This window comes from Paractinoplanes bogorensis (assembly GCF_018829635.1).
Lineage (GTDB): Bacteria > Actinomycetota > Actinomycetes > Mycobacteriales > Micromonosporaceae > Actinoplanes > Actinoplanes bogorensis.
The window spans coordinates 53,460-70,225 of sequence record NZ_JAHKKG010000017.1; the positions used below are offsets into that span (position 1 = coordinate 53,460).

General features: G+C 69.0%; 15 protein-coding genes, 1 tRNA gene and 1 pseudogene. 11 read left to right on the plus strand and 6 right to left on the minus strand.

Annotated elements, in window-relative coordinates:
- Positions 1 to 29: 29 nt before the first annotated feature.
- Entirely contained in the window at positions 30 to 1,412 is a 1,383-nt protein-coding gene (locus tag KOI35_RS41495) for a Hansenula MRAKII killer toxin-resistant protein 1 (RefSeq protein WP_215795235.1), read from the minus strand.
- 165 nt (positions 1,413 to 1,577) lie between these two features.
- Between KOI35_RS41495 and KOI35_RS41500 the strand changes: the two genes are divergently transcribed.
- Positions 1,578 to 2,528, plus strand: coding sequence for a PASTA domain-containing protein (locus tag KOI35_RS41500; RefSeq protein ID WP_215795236.1), 951 nt, complete (start codon positions 1,578 to 1,580; stop codon positions 2,526 to 2,528).
- On the opposite strand, the gene KOI35_RS41505 is transcribed toward KOI35_RS41500, so the two are convergent.
- Positions 2,525 to 2,824, minus strand: a complete 300-nt coding sequence (locus KOI35_RS41505) for a hypothetical protein (protein WP_215795237.1) — start codon at positions 2,822 to 2,824, stop codon at positions 2,525 to 2,527. The two genes, KOI35_RS41500 and KOI35_RS41505, sit on opposite strands and share 4 nt — an antisense overlap.
- A gap of 369 nt (positions 2,825 to 3,193) precedes the next feature.
- Here KOI35_RS41505 and KOI35_RS41510 point away from each other — a divergent pair, with 369 nt between their 5' ends.
- The 3 genes from KOI35_RS41510 (at position 3,194) to KOI35_RS41520 (ending at position 4,855) form a co-directional block, all read left to right on the plus strand.
- A complete protein-coding gene (locus KOI35_RS41510; RefSeq protein ID WP_215795238.1) occupies positions 3,194 to 4,075 on the plus strand; it encodes a helix-turn-helix domain-containing protein in 882 nt (293 codons plus the stop codon).
- Positions 4,039 to 4,263, plus strand: coding sequence for a DUF397 domain-containing protein (locus tag KOI35_RS41515; RefSeq protein WP_184954316.1), 225 nt, complete (start codon positions 4,039 to 4,041; stop codon positions 4,261 to 4,263). The genes KOI35_RS41510 and KOI35_RS41515 overlap by 37 nt, the downstream gene beginning before the upstream one ends.
- A 139-nt stretch (positions 4,264 to 4,402) precedes the next feature.
- Positions 4,403 to 4,855 (plus strand): hypothetical protein, encoded by a 453-nt coding sequence (locus KOI35_RS41520; RefSeq protein ID WP_215795239.1) that lies wholly within the window; start codon positions 4,403 to 4,405, stop codon positions 4,853 to 4,855.
- A 4-nt stretch (positions 4,856 to 4,859) separates the two neighbouring features.
- Here KOI35_RS41520 and KOI35_RS41525 read toward each other — a convergent pair whose 3' ends face one another.
- From KOI35_RS41525 to KOI35_RS41535, 3 genes are all read right to left on the minus strand, one after another.
- A complete protein-coding gene (locus KOI35_RS41525; protein ID WP_246614635.1) occupies positions 4,860 to 5,453 on the minus strand; it encodes a hypothetical protein in 594 nt (197 codons plus the stop codon).
- Positions 5,454 to 5,537: 84 nt separating this feature from the next.
- Positions 5,538 to 6,338: a WecB/TagA/CpsF family glycosyltransferase gene (locus tag KOI35_RS41530; RefSeq protein ID WP_215795345.1), complete on the minus strand. Its 801-nt coding sequence runs from the start codon at positions 6,336 to 6,338 to the stop codon at positions 5,538 to 5,540.
- A 505-nt stretch (positions 6,339 to 6,843) separates the two neighbouring features.
- Positions 6,844 to 6,926, minus strand: a tRNA-Leu gene (locus KOI35_RS41535).
- Between the two features lie 198 nt (positions 6,927 to 7,124).
- Here KOI35_RS41535 and KOI35_RS41540 point away from each other — a divergent pair.
- From KOI35_RS41540 to pknB, 7 genes and pseudogenes are all read left to right on the plus strand, one after another.
- A pseudogene (locus KOI35_RS41540) lies at positions 7,125 to 7,927 on the plus strand (FHA domain-containing protein).
- A gap of 5 nt (positions 7,928 to 7,932) precedes the next feature.
- Positions 7,933 to 8,415: an FHA domain-containing protein FhaB/FipA gene (locus KOI35_RS41545; protein WP_133873756.1), complete on the plus strand. Its 483-nt coding sequence runs from the start codon at positions 7,933 to 7,935 to the stop codon at positions 8,413 to 8,415.
- Positions 8,412 to 9,833, plus strand: a complete 1,422-nt coding sequence (locus KOI35_RS41550) for a PP2C family protein-serine/threonine phosphatase (RefSeq protein WP_215795242.1) — start codon at positions 8,412 to 8,414, stop codon at positions 9,831 to 9,833. Before KOI35_RS41545 ends, KOI35_RS41550 begins: the two co-directional genes overlap by 4 nt.
- Before the next feature lie 79 nt (positions 9,834 to 9,912).
- Positions 9,913 to 11,373, plus strand: a complete 1,461-nt coding sequence (locus tag KOI35_RS41555; protein ID WP_215795346.1) for an FtsW/RodA/SpoVE family cell cycle protein — start codon at positions 9,913 to 9,915, stop codon at positions 11,371 to 11,373.
- Positions 11,370 to 12,866 (plus strand): penicillin-binding transpeptidase domain-containing protein, encoded by a 1,497-nt coding sequence (locus KOI35_RS41560; protein ID WP_215795243.1) that lies wholly within the window; start codon positions 11,370 to 11,372, stop codon positions 12,864 to 12,866. Before KOI35_RS41555 ends, KOI35_RS41560 begins: the two co-directional genes overlap by 4 nt.
- A gap of 2 nt (positions 12,867 to 12,868) precedes the next feature.
- Positions 12,869 to 14,215, plus strand: coding sequence for a serine/threonine-protein kinase (locus KOI35_RS41565; protein ID WP_215795244.1), 1,347 nt, complete (start codon positions 12,869 to 12,871; stop codon positions 14,213 to 14,215).
- Positions 14,212 to 16,047, plus strand: coding sequence for a Stk1 family PASTA domain-containing Ser/Thr kinase (gene pknB / locus KOI35_RS41570; RefSeq protein WP_215795245.1), 1,836 nt, complete (start codon positions 14,212 to 14,214; stop codon positions 16,045 to 16,047). The genes KOI35_RS41565 and pknB overlap by 4 nt, the downstream gene beginning before the upstream one ends.
- Before the next feature lie 68 nt (positions 16,048 to 16,115).
- Here the strand turns inward: pknB and KOI35_RS41575 are convergent, their stop codons facing one another.
- The gene (locus KOI35_RS41575; protein ID WP_215795347.1) at positions 16,116 to 16,766 is read right to left on the minus strand and encodes an aminodeoxychorismate/anthranilate synthase component II; all 651 of its coding nucleotides are present in this window, start codon (positions 16,764 to 16,766) and stop codon (positions 16,116 to 16,118) included.

Here is a 16,766-nt window from a genome sequence, read left to right on the forward strand (position 1 = left end):
CGACCTGCGTAAATGGTTGCGCCCAAACCCTAATTCTTGGCCGGGGGCTTCGGGTTGATCTGCGCGATCGTCGGTGCCGTCGGGGGTGGGGTCACTGTGGACCTGGCCGGCTTGGGGTCGGCGGGCGGCGGGCTGACCTTCTTGGGACGTGGGCGCGGAGTGGGGCGCGCGGCGGCGGCGATCTCCGCGTCGACTGTGGGCGGCGTGCCGTTGGCGACACGCGGCAATTTATCCGAATCGGACGGCGCGCCCTTTGCCTGCGGCCGGGCGGCTGCTCCCGACGACCGCTCGGCTGAGGCGGGCCCCGCGGAGGCTCGGTCGGCCGGTGTAGGCCCGGCGGGGATGGGCTTGGTGGGTGCGCTGGGCACGGCGCCGGAGGTCGTCGCCGGGTCGGGAGTCGCGCTGGGAGTGGGCTGCTTGGGGAGCTTTCGGCGGCCCAGCAAGCCGGTTCTCGGGGGCTTCGGAGCGGCGGGGCGCTCGGCGGCGGGGGTGGGCTGGTCGGGGACGCGGGCTGTGCCGCTCACCGTGGAGACTCGGCGGGAGCGTTGTTCCTGCAGGCCACGCGTCACGGTCACGGCGAGGGCGGAACCGGCCAGGCCGGCCAGCACGGCGTACGGGGCGATGAGGTAGGCCGACTCGATCGGGCCCAGAGCGCCGGTGAGCCGAGGGGCCAGGGCCAGGAACGCGAAGGCGACCAGCAGCGGACCGGCCACACCGGAGGTGGCGGCACCCACCCCGGTGTCGCCGCGCCGAGCCGCCGGGATGGCCGCCAGAACCGCGACCAGGAACGCCGCGCCCAGGGTGAGCAGCGCACTCGGCCAGAAGATCGTGCCGTAGCGTCCGCTGCTCGCCACCTCGGCGAACTGCCAGCTGGTCAGATAGGTGGCCGAGTCACGGTTGACGGTCAGCTCGACCACGATGGCGGCGATCGCCAGGGCCCACAACCAGGCCCCGGTGGCCATCAGGTTGGCCGCGACCGGCCGGGACGACACGGCCCAGAAGGCGACGATCAGGCCCAGCACCAGGCCCACCATCGCGTAACCGCCCGCGATGACCTGGGGGGTGAAGGACTCGAAGCGTACGGCGGAACGGGCCGGAAGCGCGATCAGCGCGACCGTCACCAGGGCACCGACCGCCGCGCAGGCGGCCAGGGCGAAGCGCCACGCGGCGCTCGTGCGTGGACCGGGCCCACCCTTGTATCGACTGCCGAGCACGGCGCCGAACACGGTCGCGCTCGCGGTGATCCAGGTCGCCCAGCCGAGGCTGCCCAGCCAGGCACTGTCGTCGGCGGTCGGGGTCACCGGCCAGACGACCACGCCCAGGCCGTAGCCCAGACCCAATTGCGCGGCACCCGTGCCGGCGGCAGCGCCCGCTGCCGTGGCTATCCGTGCCGTCCAGCCCTTGTCGGCCATGCGCCGCACTGTAGCGGTCGCCGCCGATGCCTGCGAATCGGTACGTCGATGTCCGATGGTCCTTCTCACCTGTAGCCACCTGGTGTGTTTGTCCTGCGGAGGCCAGACATGCCTCGCAAGATTCGATACGTTGACCCTTGCGGGTGATCGAGCCGAGGAGAGGCGATGTCCGACGAGAACGACGAGACGCGACGTTTCTCGCCCGATGACGCCGATGACCCTTCTCCGGAGGCCGAAAAACCGGCTAAAACCGGCAAATCTCCCGACCCTGACGCCACGCAGGTCGACGGCACTCCGGCCGACCTGGACGCGACCCAGGTCGACGGGGAAGCGGCCGAGGCGCCGGTGGGGCGGGCCACCGTGCCGCCGGCCGACGACGAGGACACGCTGCCCGGCAAGAGCCGCCGCGACGACGACACCCTGGACGACGTGCGGACCGTGCCGACGATCCGGGACGAGCCGACCGTGGTCGCCTCCGGTTCGACCGCGGTCATGCCGCCGGTCGGTGACGACGACTGGGCGCCGAGCCGGGCCAACCCCGCGTGGTCGGGGCGGGCCGAGGTCCGTTCGCCACAACCCGGCCGTGGATATCCCGAGGTCGACTGGGCCGCCGCGGCCCCGGCTCAGCCCAAGGACCGCTGGTGGATGCCGATCGTGGTCGGGATCGTCGCTTTGATCCTGCTCGCCGTGCTGGGCTGGGCGATCTATCTGATCGTGCGGAACTCGTCGGGAGGCGAGACCCCGGCACCGGCCACGAGCAGTGCGGCGGCGCCGGCCGAGACGGTGACGACCACGACGACGTCACCGAGCGCTACGCCGACCACGACATCGCCCGAGCCCGAGCCGTCCACCACCGAGCCGTCGGCCAGTGAGATCACGATCCCGGCGCTGCGCGGACTGGCGCTGGCCGATGCGCAGGAGGCCCTGCGGTCGACCGGGCTCAACTACCGGCTGATCTATCGTCAGGCTCCGGACGTGCCGCCGGACACGGTGATCGACAGTGATCCGGTGGAGGGGCAGGAAGTCCCACCGGACACCATGGTCACCCTGGTCATCGCGGCCGCACCGACGAGTGCGCCGACGACACCGACGACCGAGCCGACCGTCGCCAACTAGCGGTTGGTGCGTACCGCGCGAGCCTGGATCGTGCCGCTGACCAGGCCCGGCTGCCGGCCGTTGCGGGCCCGGGGGTCGGGCGCCTTGCCGACTGCACGCAGGCCGCTGACCTGGACGAAGATCGATCGGCGCTCCACCGCGTCGCCCGAGGGGTTCAGTTCGTATCCGTCCAGCCAGATCCAGCCCTCGTACGTCGGCCAGTCGTGGACCCGGATGACACGGAACAGCATCGGCGCCGCGAATTGGACGCTGGCCGCCTTCGTCACGTGTATGACATCACCGGACCGAGGAAGCACGTCATCTCCTGCCCTGAAACCTTGACACGAAAGCACCAAGTGTGCCCGGCGTAGACGCCTATGCAAGCTTTCGACGATGCCAATCATCGAAAGGGTTGCGGAACGTCACCATCGCCGATCTCGGTAGCGCCCGAAGTGGATCAGTCCACCTCGGACAAAACTGATGATCGGCCCCCCATGAACGGTGTCGTATCGGTACGTTGAGCGGGACTCGGCCCCATCGCCCGTTCGGGCTGAGTGACGCGAGCCATACCCAAAAGATTGCACCACGAGTCCGGTCGATGCAAGTTGCATGTCAGCCCTTAGTGATTACCAGTTGGTAGGTACGGTCAACTTGAATCGCTAAATGATCGACAGGAGACTGGGGTGGTGAATCAACATCGCAGTCCCACCATTCGACGCCGGCGGCTCGGGGTCGAGCTGCGCCGGCACCGGGAGGCGGCCCGGGTCACGATCGACATGGTGGCGGAACGACTGGGTTGTTCGACGTCCAAAGTGTCCCGAATTGAGACGGGACATACCAGTGCTAGCCCCGGTGATGTGTCGGCCATGTTGGACATTTACCGCGTAACCGACGGCATCAAACAGGAACTCGTCCAAATTGCCCGAGAAGCGAGGCAAAAAGGCTGGTGGCATCCTTTTTCGACGGTTCTTTCCGGTGCCTACGTGGGTCTGGAGGCGGCCGCCCGTTCCCTCCGAACGTATGAGTCGCAGGTGGTACCCGGTCTCCTGCAGAGCGAAGAGTATGCAATTGCGATGATTCGGGCCGCCCGTCAGGGGGACAGAGATCTGGAAATCGAGCAGCGTGTCCGCGTCCGGATGGAACGGCAGTCGTTATTGATTCAGGACGATCCGATCGATCTTTGGGTGGTGCTCGATGAGGCGGTGGTGAGCCGGCCGGTCGGCGGCGACGAGGTCATGCGTGATCAATTAGCCAGATTGATCACGGCGGCCCGGTTGCCGAACGTCACGTTGCAGATCTTGCCGTTTGCCGCCGGTGCGCACGCCGGCATGGATGGCACGTTCTCCATTCTCGAGTTCGAGGAAGAGGGTGACGCCGACGTGGTCTTCACCGAGAATGCGACCGGCGGCCTGTTTCTGGAGAAGGCCGAGGAGCTCAGCAAGTACATCTCCATCTTCGAGACCATCCGGTCGACGGCCCTCCTCCCGGAGGAGTCCATCGGGATGATTGAAATGCTGGTAGAGGAGCCATTGTGGAAGTCGAAGCGAAGGGTTTCCGGATCGATCTGAGCCGGGCGCAGTGGTTCAAGAGCACTCGCAGTGGGCCCAACTCCGACAACTGTGTCGAGGTGGCCTTCGTGGACGAGGCGATCGCGGTGCGCGACTCGAAGAACCCGCACGGGCCGGCACTGATCTTCACGGCCGCCGAGTGGGACGCGTTCGTCGGCGGCGCCAAGGACGGCGAGTTCGACCTCTGACCAGGAGGTCGTCGGACGAGCGGCCGGTTCTCCCGCAGCGACGCGGGGGAGCCGGCCGTAGTCATTTCTGCGCTCGCCTCGTTGAACGGCAGAAGCGCGGGGAGGGGTCGCTTTCCTGCGATTGAGGCAAGGCAGACAGATGACGATTGGTTCGGAAAACCTCAGCGGCTCCTCGACGGCGCAGGACCGGTTCAGCGGGGGAGTCAGCGCCTACCGGCAGAACCGGCGCGAGGCCGCGCTCTCCGAGGCCACCGACGGCGAACTGTTGTCGCGCAGTTCCTCGGGGCTGCCCACCCGGTCGCCGGGTCGCTCGCACAGCATCGAGTCGTCCAGCCCGCTCGACCGTGCCGCCAAGCTGCCGTCGCTCGATCTCCAGGGGCTGACCGAGCCGGTCTTCCCGTCCAGCGGCTGGCCCGACTCCGACTCCGGCTCGTCCCAGTCGATGGCGGACCACCCGCTGCTGCGTGGACTGCTGCTCGAACTGCCTGCTCGCGGTGCACTGCCCACATCGGACTGGCTGGACCGCTGGTTCGAGGCCGCCCGTTCGATTCTCGAACTTCTCTATGTGCAGGAAGCCAAGAAGAAGAACTGACCCCTCAGCGGCTGTCGACCGGCACCCGCGGGCGACGCCCGATCGGCGCGAGCGCCAGCACGGCGAGCCGGCTGTGCCGTAGTCCCGCACGAATCCCGATCGCCAGCACGGCCACCCCCACCACCGTGATCGCGATCCCGGCCAGGTCGGCGCCCGGCACCTCGATGAGTCCGCCCGCGATCGGCAGGCTGAGCAGCGTCGCCAGACCGGTGACCTGCAGCGGCACCAAAATCAGCGGGTGCGCGGCAGCCGCCCGCAGCGCCGGTGGCACAGGAGTCAGCGGCGCCGAGGCGAAGGCGCCCGCTCCTCGTCGCACCTGAGTCATGCGTCGCAGGCTGGCGGTGAGCGCGATCAGGGCCGGAACGGCGGGCAGCAGCGCTGCCGCCGGTGCCGCCGATTCGCCCGGCACCAGATAGGTGACCACGGGGACGGCGACGAACACCGTTGCGCCGACGGCGACCAGTGCGGTCAGGATGCCGGCCCGGCGGCGCAGATCCAGCGCGGAGCGGGCCGACGGCAGCGCGTCGGCCATCAGTCCGGCGGTGAGCCAGACGGCGACGAGAGTGCCGGCGAGAATGAGGTCCGCGACGATGTTCACATCGACAGCGTTCACCTGAACGCAGGGCGGCGAAACCGGGTTATCACCCCACCGATCCCGTAGGGGACGGGGTGCTGCCGACCCCTAGACGGCGAACGTGGTGACCGGTTCGGTGGCCGGGGCGGGCGGGGTCGCCTTCCACAGTCCACTTCGCTGCGCGGCCAGCCGGGCCAGGTAGGCCGGGTTGAGCAGCACGTATCGCTTCCAGAGCCGCTTCGGTTCGAGGCCCAGGCGCCACAGCCACTCGAGCGCGTACTTCTGCATCCACGCGGGCGGGTTCTTGAGCAGGCCGGCGTGGTAGTCGAACGCGGCGCCGACGGCGAGAAGTGGCATGTCCAATAGTGGACGCATCGCGTACGAGAAAATCTCCTGCCGCGGGCACCCGAGCCCGACCAGCACGATGCGCGCGCCCGAGCTCTTGATCCGCGCGGCGATCTCCGCGGCTTCGCCGGCATGGGACGACCGGAACTTGGACGCTTCCACCCCAGCGATCTTCAAAGCCGGGAACATCTCTTCCAGCGCCGGAACAAGTCGGTCGAGCGTCGGCTGCGTGGACCCGTACAGATAAATCGGAAGCCCCTCAGCCGCGGCCGCCTCCACCACCTTGAGCGTCAGCGTCGGCCCATAGACCCGATCACCCAGCCCAGCGTGGTGCACCACATTCAGTGCCCACCGAACCGGCTGCCCATCCGGCGTGACGAGATCAAACGAGTTGAGCCGCGCGTTGTGCGCCGGATCCTGCACACCAGTCATTACTCCGTGCACAGCCAGCGCGGTGACCGCATAGCCCCGCCGCTCCCGCGCCGCCTCAACAATGAGGCGCGTGGCCTCCGCATAGTCGGTGACATCCACCAGCACGCCAAGCACACTGCGCTTGCCCCGCATGGTCGTGGCCTGGTCGGCAGTCACGGCACCCTCTTAGTTCGGCTCAACACCGGCATTTTCCGCCGCCGAGCATAGCCGCCCCACCCATGTCACCCGATCGGCACAACCAGCACCCACCAACCAACCGGCCAGGTGATCACCCACCCACTCGGCCACTCTTTCCACCGCCGAGATCGCCCCGACCCGCCCGGCGCAGCTCTCGTTGCTTCCCCGACGCGATGTTGAAACCACACCGTGACAGTCACTAAGAGCAACAAAGAAAGGCCGGGAAGAAGCAGATCGTGACCGGGTCGTCCCACGAAGCCGGCAGCCTAAGCCCAACGAGGGCTCGTCCCCGGCGAAGCCGGTAGCCCAACGCTCAGCGAGAGATAACGCACACCAGCGCAACCACCGCACCCCAGCGCAACCACCGCACCGTGGGGTTTCAAGGGGCTCGGCCCCCTGAGCAGATATGACGAGGCGACGCGGTTCGCGCTTTCCGCGAACACACGCCGCCATCGACTCGTGGGGATGGGGGGAGTTGAACCCCCACGTCCTTTCGGACACACGGACCTGAACCGTGCGCGTCTGCCATTCCGCCACATCCCCGTGGCAATATGCAGCAGGCGTCAGACCTGCGTTTTTGTTACTGGCTGCGACAGACTACGCTGTCGCACGTCACCAAGCGAGTTGATATCGCCCCGAACGCCAGGGAAGACTAGCACGGCGTCAAAGGGTGTCATACGAGGGTCAGAAGTGCCGGTCGTTCTTGGGCTACAGATGCGCAAGCGACGTCCGGATACCATCATGTCCTCGGAAGCCGAGGAGGAGCCGTGAGCGTGCTGCAGCGCTTTGAGAAGCGATTGGAAGGCCTTGTCGAAGGGGCCTTCGCCAAGGTGTTCAAGGGTGTCGTGCACCCGGTGGAGATCCTGAATGCCATGCAGCGGGAGGCTGAGGCGCACAAGGCCATCCTCGCCGGTGGCCGGACGCTGGTGCCGAACCGCTACGTGATCGACCTCTCGCCCTATGACCACAGCCGGCTGGCGCCCTATGCCGCCGCGCTCGCCCAGGAGCTCGCCCAGTCGCAGGCCGAGTTCATCGGGGAGCAGGCGTGGACGGTCTACGGCGATGTGATCGTCGAGATCGAGCGTGGTGACGGGCTCGACACGGGCATGTTCCGGGTCACCGCCGAGGTCTACACCGGCGGCGAGGTCGCCCCGGTGCAGCAGCCGGCCTACGACGCGGGCCCGCAGTACCCGCCGTACGAGCAGCAACAGCAGGGTGGCTACCAGCAGCACGGCGGTGGCGGCGCCCCCAACGGCCGCGGTGGCGGTGTGGGCCTCATCTCGGGTGACGGCCGCACCTATCCGTTGCAGATGGGCTCGACCGTGATCGGCCGGGGCGACCAGGCCAACCTGCGCCTGCCCGACGTCGGCATCTCGCGCCGGCACGCCCGGCTCGACTACGACGGCAACCAGGTCGTGCTGACCGACCTCGGTTCGACCAATGGCACGATGGTCAACGGCCAGCGTGTCTCGGCCGTGGCGCTCAACCCGGGCGACATGATCCAGCTGGGCACCACCACCTTGACGTTCCGAGTGGACGGCTAAGCACCTTGCCCGAATTTGTCCTCACCGTCGCCCGGTTCGGCTTTCTCATCCTTCTGTGGATCTTCGTGTTCACGGTCGTGGGTGTGATCCGCCGGGATCTGTTCGCTGGGGTCCGGTCCAAGAGCATCGTCGCCAGCCCTCGGGGGGTGGGTGGCGCGGTGCCCGAGGGCCGGCCGGCCAAGGCGAAACGCGGTAAGGCGGCACGGCAGCTCGTGGTGACCGCCGGGCAGCTGTCCGGCACCCGGATCACGCTGAGCGAGGCGCCGATCACTATCGGTCGTGCCGAGGATTCGACGCTCGTCATCACCGACGACTTCGCCTCGGCCCGGCACGCGCGGCTCGTTCCGCGGGACGGTCAGTGGTTCGTCGAGGATCTCGGCTCGACGAACGGCACCTATCTCGACCGCGGTAAGGTCTCCGGACCTACTCCCGTCCCCCTTGGCGTACCGATCCGGATCGGTCGCACTTCTCTCGAGTTACGGCCATGACCCTGACCCTGCGCTATGCCGCTCAGAGCGACCGCGGTCTGATCCGAGACCTGAACCAGGACTCCGTCTACGCCGGGCCGCGGCTGCTTGCTGTCGCCGACGGTATGGGCGGGATGGCCGCTGGTGACGTCGCGTCCAACATCGTCATCGCCGCGATGGCGCCGCTCGACGAGGACGTCCCCGGGGATGCCCTGGTCGACGCGCTGCGTCACGCCGTCGGGACGGCCAATCAACAGCTCCGCGACACCGTCGACGCCAATCCTCAGCTCGAGGGCATGGGCACCACGCTGACCGCGGTGCTCTTCTCGGGCAGCAAGTTCGGCATGGTGCACATCGGTGACAGCCGGGCCTACCTGCTCCGCGGCGGCGACTTCGCCCAGATCACCAAGGACGACACGTACGTCCAGATGCTGGTCGACGAGGGTCGGGTCAGTCCGGAGGAGGCGAGCAGCCACCCGCAACGGTCGCTGCTCACCCGCGCCCTCGACGGCCGCGACATCGACCCCGAATATTCGGTGCGTCAGGTGCTCAAGGGCGACCGCTATCTGATCTGCAGCGACGGTCTGTCCGGCGTGGTCAGCGCCGACACCATCGGGCAGACGATGCGCGAGCTCACCGACCCGCAGGCGTGCACCGAGCGGCTGGTGCAGCTCGCACTGCGCGGCGGCGGTCCCGACAACATCACCGTGGTCATCGCCGACGCGACCGACGGCGACATCATCGAGCAGGCGCCGATCGTGGGCGGGGCCGCGGCGATCGACCGCGGCAACACCACCGTCGCCGACAGCTCGACCCCGGCCGCCCGCGCGTCCGCCCTGCAGGCGCCGCGCCCGGCGCAGCCGCAACCGGCGAGCGACACCTATCCCGAGCCCACGCCCAAGGGGCACCCGGTGCGGGCCACGCTGCTCGTGCTGGCGCTGCTGGGCGTACTCGGCGGCGGCCTGTGGCTGGGCTACCAATACACCCAGGACCAGTATTACGTGGGTGCGACCGAGGCCGGCCAGCTCGCGATCTTCCGCGGGGTGCCGGGCCAGATCGCCGGGCTCGACCTCTCCAGCATCAACGAGACGAGCCCGTCCCGCCTCGACGACCTCACCTCGGTCGCGCAGGAGCGAGTGAAGGAGGGCATCCACGCCGACGACCGGCCGGATGCCCAGCGCATGCTCGCCGAGCTGACCGACGACGTCGCGTCGAACCCGAATCTCAAGCCGCTCTGCATCACGCCTACCACCGCGCCGGCCACGACGCCGCCGGCGCCGTCGGTCTCGTCCTCGGCCCGGCCGAGTGCCGCGGCCGGCAGCCCGACCACGCCGAGCGCGCCCGCCGCAACCAGCGTCGCGCCCGCCCTCACGCCGTCCGCTCAGCTTTCCGAGTCTGCGCCCGCTGCCGATCCGGTCGGGTGCCGGACCGTCAACTGAGCTTCGGCTCGACCACGTCTGGGGATCCTTCTTGACCGCGCCCGCCGTGCCTGCCTCCTCGCCCTCCTCCACGGGCGAGATGGCGCGTATCCCGGGGATGAAGACCCAGCGCAATGCCGAGCTGGGTCTGCTCGCGTTCGCCATGATCCTGGTGGCGGCGTACGGCGCCACCGTCGAGGCGAGCCGTATCGGTGAGATCACGCCCACCTTCTGGGTGCCGGCCGCGCTGCTGAGCATCCTGTTCCTGGGTCTGCACTTCGTGGTGCGCTTCACCGCGCCCTACGCCGACCCGGTGCTCATCCCGGCCGTCGCGCTGATCAACGGGTTGGGCGTCGGCTTCCTCCGGCGGCTCGACATCGGCGACGCGCTCTCCGACAAGCAGCCCGTCCCGAGCGTCTTCGCCGGCATCGGCGGCCGCCAGCTGGTCTGGACCCTGGTCGCGCTGGTGCTGGCGGCGGTCCTGCTGCTGGTCGTCCGGGACCACAAGGTCGTTTCCCGGTACGCCTACACGCTGGGCCTGGCCGGCATCGTGCTGGTGATGATCCCGGCCGTGCTGCCCGCCAGCATGTCCGAGATCAACGGCGCGAAGCTGTGGATCCGGCTCGGCGGGTTCTCGATCCAGCCCGGCGAGTTCGCCAAGATCGCGCTGGTCTCGTTCTTCGCCTATTACCTGGTCCGCAAGCGCGAGGTGCTGTCGCTGGCCAGTAAACGGTTCCTCGGCATCGACTTCCCGCGTGGCCGCGACCTCGGCCCGGTCGTCACGGTCTGGCTGCTCAGCCTCCTGGTGCTGGTCTTCGAGCGAGACCTGGGCACCGCGCTGCTGTATTTCGGCCTGTTCATCGTGACGCTCTACGTCGCCACCGAACGCTCGAGCTGGCTGATCATCGGCCTGGTGATGTTCTTCGGCGGCGTCTACGTGGCCTACCTGCTCGGTGAGACGGTCGGCGGCCCGTTCGCCAACTTCTACGACCGCGCCCAGGTGTGGCTCAACCCGTTCGACAACGCGAACTACGAGCGGCTCGGCGGCAGCTACCAGCTGGTGCAGGGCCTGCTCTCGCTGGGCACGGGCGGGCTGTTCGGCTCGGGCCCGGGGGCCGGCTCGCCGCGGTTCGTGCCCGAGGTGCAGAACGACTTCATCTTCGCCGGCATGGGTGAGGAGATCGGCCTGTTCGGCCTCTCCGCTCTGCTCGTGCTCTACCTGCTGATCGTCGAGCGGGGTCTGCGGTCCGCCCTGGCCGTCCGTGACTCGTTCGGCAAGCTCGTCGCCGGCGGTCTCTCGTTCACCTTGGGTTTGCAGATCTTCGTCATCCTGGGTGGCATCACCGGGTTGATCCCGCTGACCGGTCAGACGACACCGTTCCTCTCGTCCGGCGGCTCCTCCCTGATGGCCAACTGGCTGCTGATCGCCATGCTGCTGCGGATCTCGAACGCGGCGCGGGGACCGGCGGCCAGCGGCGGGGGAACGGATCGGGCCGGTGGCGGCGGTAAGAAGGCACCAGCACAACTACACGGCGCAATGACGGAGGTGATCAAGCCGTGAACGCACCACTTCGACGGGCCGGCGTGGTCATCCTCGTCCTGTTCGGCCTGCTGTTCGCCAACTTGAACTGGGTCCAGGCGTACAAGGCCGACGAATACCGGACCAACGACTACAACCGGCGGGTCGTGGTCGCGCAGTACGAGCGTCCTCGCGGCGTGATCGAGGCCGGCGGCACCGGACTGGCGACCAACAAGGCCACCGACGACGCCCTGAAGTACCTGCGCGTCTATCCGCGCAAAGAGGTCTACGCGCCGGTGCTCGGTTACCGGCCGGTCGGCCTGGCCGCGACCGGGATCGAGAACGCCGAGAACGACTTCCTGTCGGGCGAGAGCGACAAGCTGTTCGCCGACCGGGTCAAAGACATGTTCACCGGCAACAACACCGGTGGCGGCAACGTGCTGCTGACGCTCAACACCAAGGCGCAGGAGACGGCCTGGAAAGAGCTGGTCAACAACGAGCGCGGCGCGAAGAAGGGTGCGGCGATCGCCCTCGACCCGCGTACGGGCGCCGTGCAGGCCCTGGTCTCGATGCCCAGCTTCGACCCGAACCCGCTGGTCAGCCACGACGAGAAGGCGGCCTCGGCGGCGTACAGCAAGCTGAACAAGGACGAGAACCAGCCGCTGCTGAACCGCGCCACGGCGTCGACCAAACCGCCCGGCTCGGTCTTCAAGGTGATCGTCTCCGCGGCCGCCCTCCAGAACGGTTATACAACCGATACCGAGATCGAGGCGGGCCGCGAATACCGCGAGAGCGGCGCGGTCATCCGCAACTCCGAGGACGAAGTTTGCCCTGGTAGTCAGATCGATCTGAAGGCCGCGCTGACCACCAGCTGCAACACCGGCTACGCCCGGCTCGGCGTCACGCTCGGCCGCGACAAGATCCTGGCGGCGGCCAAGGCCTTCGGCTTCGAAGACGACCAGCTCACCGTCGGCGACCTCGAGGGCGGCGGCCTGCCGGTCGCGATGAGCGACACCGGCAAGATCGCCAACCCGGACGGGAGCGTCGACAAGGGCGCGCTCGCGCAGTCCTCGCTCGGCCAGCGCGACGTGCGGATGACCCCGCTGCAGGGCGCGCTGATCGCCGCGACGGTGGCCAACGGCGGCAAGCAGCAGCGCCCCTACCTGGTGCAGAAGCTGACCAGCCCCGATCTGCGGACGATCTACACCGCCGCCCCCAAGACCCTCCGCACGCCCATCAACGGACAGGTCGCGAGCGACCTGAAAGACATGATGGTCAGCGTCGTCGAGAACGGCACCGGCAAGCGGGCCCGGATCAGCGGCATGGAGGTCGGCGGCAAGACCGGAACCGCGCAGAACGCCGAGGGCGCCGACCCGCACGGCTGGTTCGTCGGGTTCGCCTTCAACGACAAGGGCGAGGCGGTCTCGGCGGTGTGCGTCATGCTTGAGAACGTGAGCGGTGGCCACGCCAGCGCCGAGGCGGCTCGGATCGCCGGACTCATCATGGAGGCCGCGGCGGGCCAGGGAGGCGACTGAGCATGATCAGCCCTGGGGTGACCCTCGGCGGCCGGTACGTTCTCGACGAGCGGATCGCCGGCGGTGGGATGGGTGATGTCTGGCGCGGCACCGACGAGGTGCTGGGCCGGACGGTCGCTGTCAAGATCCTGCTGCCCGCCCTGCTCGACGAGCCCGGTTTCGCCGAGCGGTTCCGGGGCGAGGCCCGCACCATGGCCACGATCAATCACCCCGGGGTCGTCGACGTCTACGACTACGGCAGCGACCAGCAGCTCGCGTTCCTGGTCATGGAATACGTCGAGGGTGACGCTCTCTCCCGCACCCTGAGCCGGGTCGGCCGACTGACCCCGGCCCGCACCATGGCCCTGATCGCCCAGGCCGCCGACGCGCTGCAGGCGGCCCACGCCAACGGCATCGTCCACCGCGATGTGAAGCCGGGTAACCTTCTCGTCCGCCCCAACGGCACGCTGGTGCTCACCGACTTCGGCATCGCCCGCTCGGCCCTGGTGGGGCAGCTCACGGTGGCCGGCTCGGTGCTCGGCACGGCGTCCTACATCTCGCCCGAGCAGGCCTCGGGTGCGGTCGCGACGCACGCCTCGGACGTCTACGCGCTGGGCGTCGTCGCCTACCAGTGCCTCTCCGGGCACCGGCCGTTCGACGGCGCCACGCCGATGGAAATCGCGATGAAGCACGTCCGCGAGACCCCGCGCCCGCTGCCCGGCGACATCCCGCTGCAGGTGCGCACGATCGTCGACCGTGCCCTGGCCAAAGACCCGAACGCCCGCTGGCCCTCGGCCTCGGCGCTGGCCGCGGTCGCCCGTCAGGCCGCCGCCTCGCTGGCCAACCCGGCCGCCCAGGCGCCCACCGGCTCGCCCGCGCGGCCGGCCGGCCCGGTCAGCCCGGCGGTCGGCCACCCGCAGACCCGCCCGGCGAGCGGCGCGCCGATCTCCGGTTCCCCGATCTCGGGGGCGGCCCGTCCGCCCTATCCGCCGGTGCCCCGCCCGGTCTCGGGTGCGCGCGGCGCCGCCTCGGTGCCCTCCGCCCCGCCGTCTCAGCCCCAGCCCGTTCAACCGCAGCCCTACCGTCAGCCGTACCAACCACAGCAGCAGCAACCGGCTCCGGCCGCGAAGCCGGAGAGTTCCGGCGGGCGGCAGGTGCTGATCGTGCTCGCCGTGGTCCTGGCCCTGCTGGTTCTGCTGTGCGCCGGCGTGATCTCGTTCCTCTACAGCCAGGGTCAGGCACTCGGCGACAGCAACGTCCACCCGGGCGTCACCGGAGGGGATCCAACGGTGGCGTCGTACCGTCTAACTACGCAGGCGGGCGCGAACCCCGACTGGATCAGAGCTAACGAAGGACGATTGAGGCTATGACGGCGCAGGCCCGCCTGCTCGGTGGCAGGTATCAGGTCGGCGAGCTCTTGGGCTACGGCGGCATGGCCGAGGTGCACCGCGGACGCGACCTCCGGCTCGGCCGTGACGTGGCGATCAAGATGTTGCGCACCGACCTGGCCCGCGATGCGACGTTCCAGGAGCGGTTCCGCCGTGAGGCGCAGAACTCGGCCGCGCTGAACCACCCGGCGATCGTCGCCGTCTACGACACCGGCGAAGAGATCTCCTCCACCGGCGAGAAGCTGCCGTTCATCGTGATGGAGTTCGTCAACGGACGGACCCTCAAGGAAGTGCTGGGCCAGGAACAGCGTCTGCCGACGCGCCGGGCCCTCGAGATCACCGCCGACATCTGCGCCGCGCTGGAGTTCAGCCACCGGCACGGGATCATCCACCGGGACATCAAGCCGGGCAACGTGATGATCACGCAGAACGGCCAGGTCAAGGTCATGGACTTCGGCATCGCGCGGGCCCTGGCCAGCGGCGCCACCACCATGACGCAGACCAGCGCGGTCATCGGCACGGCGCAATATCTGTCACCCGAGCAGGCGCGTGGCGAGGCGGTCGACGCCCGCTCCGATGTGTACGCCGCCGGCTGTGTGCTGTTCGAGCTGCTGGTCGGCCATCCCCCGTTCGTCGGGGACAGCCCGGTCAGCGTGGCCTACCAGCACGTACGGGAAGATCCGAAAGCGCCCAGTGACATCGTCCACGAGGTGCCGGCCGACGTCGACGCGATCGTGCTCAAGGCGCTGGCCAAGAACCCGGTCAACCGCTACCAGTCGGCGCAGGAGATGCGGGCCGACGCGCTGCGGGCCGTCGCCGGTCGGCCCGTGCTGGCCACTCCGGTGATGACCGAGGCCGAGACGATGGCGATGCAGGGCTCGCCGCAGAGGCAGTGGCAGCCGCAGGGCGCCACCACGGTGCAGCGCCCGATGGGTGGTCCGCGTCAGCCGGAACGCCGCTCGTCGTCGTGGGTGTGGGCCGCGCTGGCCGGGCTCGGTGTGCTGGTGGTGATCGTCCTCGGTGTAGCGCTCATGATGAGCCGCAACAACGCGGACAACACCAACGCCGACCCGACGCCCTCGGCTCCGGTGACCTACACGATGCCTGACCTCGACGGCCTGACCAACCAGCAGGCGCTGGACGCACTGGCCAAGGCGGGCATCACCAAGTCCTCGCCCGACTCACCGAAGACCGACAGCGACTGCGACGGCACTGTCGTCGCGCAGGACCCGGAGAAGGGCGGCAAGGTCGGCGCCGATCAGAGCGTCTCCTATCAGCTGTGCCTGAAGCCCGAGCAGGTCAAGGTGCCGACCAACCTGGTCGGCTCGACCCAGGCGAGCGCGACCAGCACGCTGAAGGGCCTCGGTCTCAAGGTCAACCCCAAGGAGGTCGACAACCTCCAGCCGGTCGGCATCGTCACCAAGGTGCCGAACGCCGGCCGCGACGTCGACCCCGGCTCGACCGTCACCATCGAGGTCTCGAACGGCCGCTTGGTCAAGGTGCCCGACGTGGTGGGCAGGCCGGTCGGCCTGGCCCAGGGCGCTCTCGAGAACGCCGGCGGGTTCAACGTCAACATTGAGCTCGTGCAGGCCGAGGGTGAGCCGGGCACGGTCGTCGAGCAGAACCCGGCGGCCAACACGACGGCCCAGAAGGGCGACAAGGTCACGCTCTCGGTGATCGGCGAGCCCGACCCGGGCCAGACCACCCCCAACCCGGACGACACCGGGTCGCCCGGCACCGGCCCCGGCAACGGCGGTGGCACGGGCACGAACGGCCTGATCGGAAACTCGATCGGAACGTTCCGCCGAGACTGACCCCGACATGCGGCAACGGCCGCCTCCCGGCGTACGGGGGGCGGCCGTTTCTGTTTTGAGCGGTCCGGTCAGGCGGTGGCGAACGCGGCGCGACGCCGGGTCTCGACCTCGGCGGCCAGCGGCGGCGCCTTCTCGAGCGCCTCGGGCAGGCCGCACGAGGCGAGCCAGTTGGCCAGCATGGTGTGCCCGCCCTCGGTGAGCACCGACTCGGGGTGGAACTGCACGCCCTCGATCGGCAGCTCGCGGTGGCGCATGGCCATCACCACGCCGGACTCGGTGCGGCCGGTCACCTCGATCTCGGACGGCAGCGTCTCGGGCAGCACGGCGAGCGAGTGGTAGCGGGTGGCCGTGAACGGCTCGGGCAGCCCGGCCAGCACCCCGGCCCCGTTGTGATGCACCTCGGACGTCTTGCCGTGCAGCAGCTCGGGGGCACGGGTCACCGTCGCCCCGAACGCGGCCCCGATCGCCTGATGACCGAGGCAGACCCCGAACATCGGAACCTTTCCCGCGTACGCCTTGATGACGTCCATCATGATGCCGGCCCGCTCGGGGGTGCCGGGGCCGGGCGAGAGCAGCACACCGGCCGCGCCGAAGGTGCCGACGTCGGCCACCTCGATCTCGTCGTTGCGGCGCACCTCGCACTCGGCGCCCAGCTGGCCCAGGTATTGCACCAGGTTGAAGACGAACGAGTCGTAGTTGTCGATGACCAGGATGCGCAC

Bases quoted from the DNA above. Each gene is read 5' to 3' on its own strand.
- KOI35_RS41495 (WP_215795235.1), bottom strand. From the start codon at position 1,412: ATGGCCGACAAGGGCTGGACGGCACGGATAGCCACGGCAGCGGGCGCT.
- KOI35_RS41500 (WP_215795236.1), top strand. From the start codon at position 1,578: ATGTCCGACGAGAACGACGAGACGCGACGTTTCTCGCCCGATGACGCC.
- KOI35_RS41520 (WP_215795239.1), top strand. From the start codon at position 4,403: ATGACGATTGGTTCGGAAAACCTCAGCGGCTCCTCGACGGCGCAGGAC.
- KOI35_RS41530 (WP_215795345.1), bottom strand. From the start codon at position 6,338: ATGCGGGGCAAGCGCAGTGTGCTTGGCGTGCTGGTGGATGTCACCGAC.
- KOI35_RS41550 (WP_215795242.1), top strand. From the start codon at position 8,412: ATGACCCTGACCCTGCGCTATGCCGCTCAGAGCGACCGCGGTCTGATC.
- KOI35_RS41555 (WP_215795346.1), top strand. From the start codon at position 9,913: ATGGCGCGTATCCCGGGGATGAAGACCCAGCGCAATGCCGAGCTGGGT.
- KOI35_RS41565 (WP_215795244.1), top strand. From the start codon at position 12,869: ATGATCAGCCCTGGGGTGACCCTCGGCGGCCGGTACGTTCTCGACGAG.
- pknB (WP_215795245.1), top strand. From the start codon at position 14,212: ATGACGGCGCAGGCCCGCCTGCTCGGTGGCAGGTATCAGGTCGGCGAG.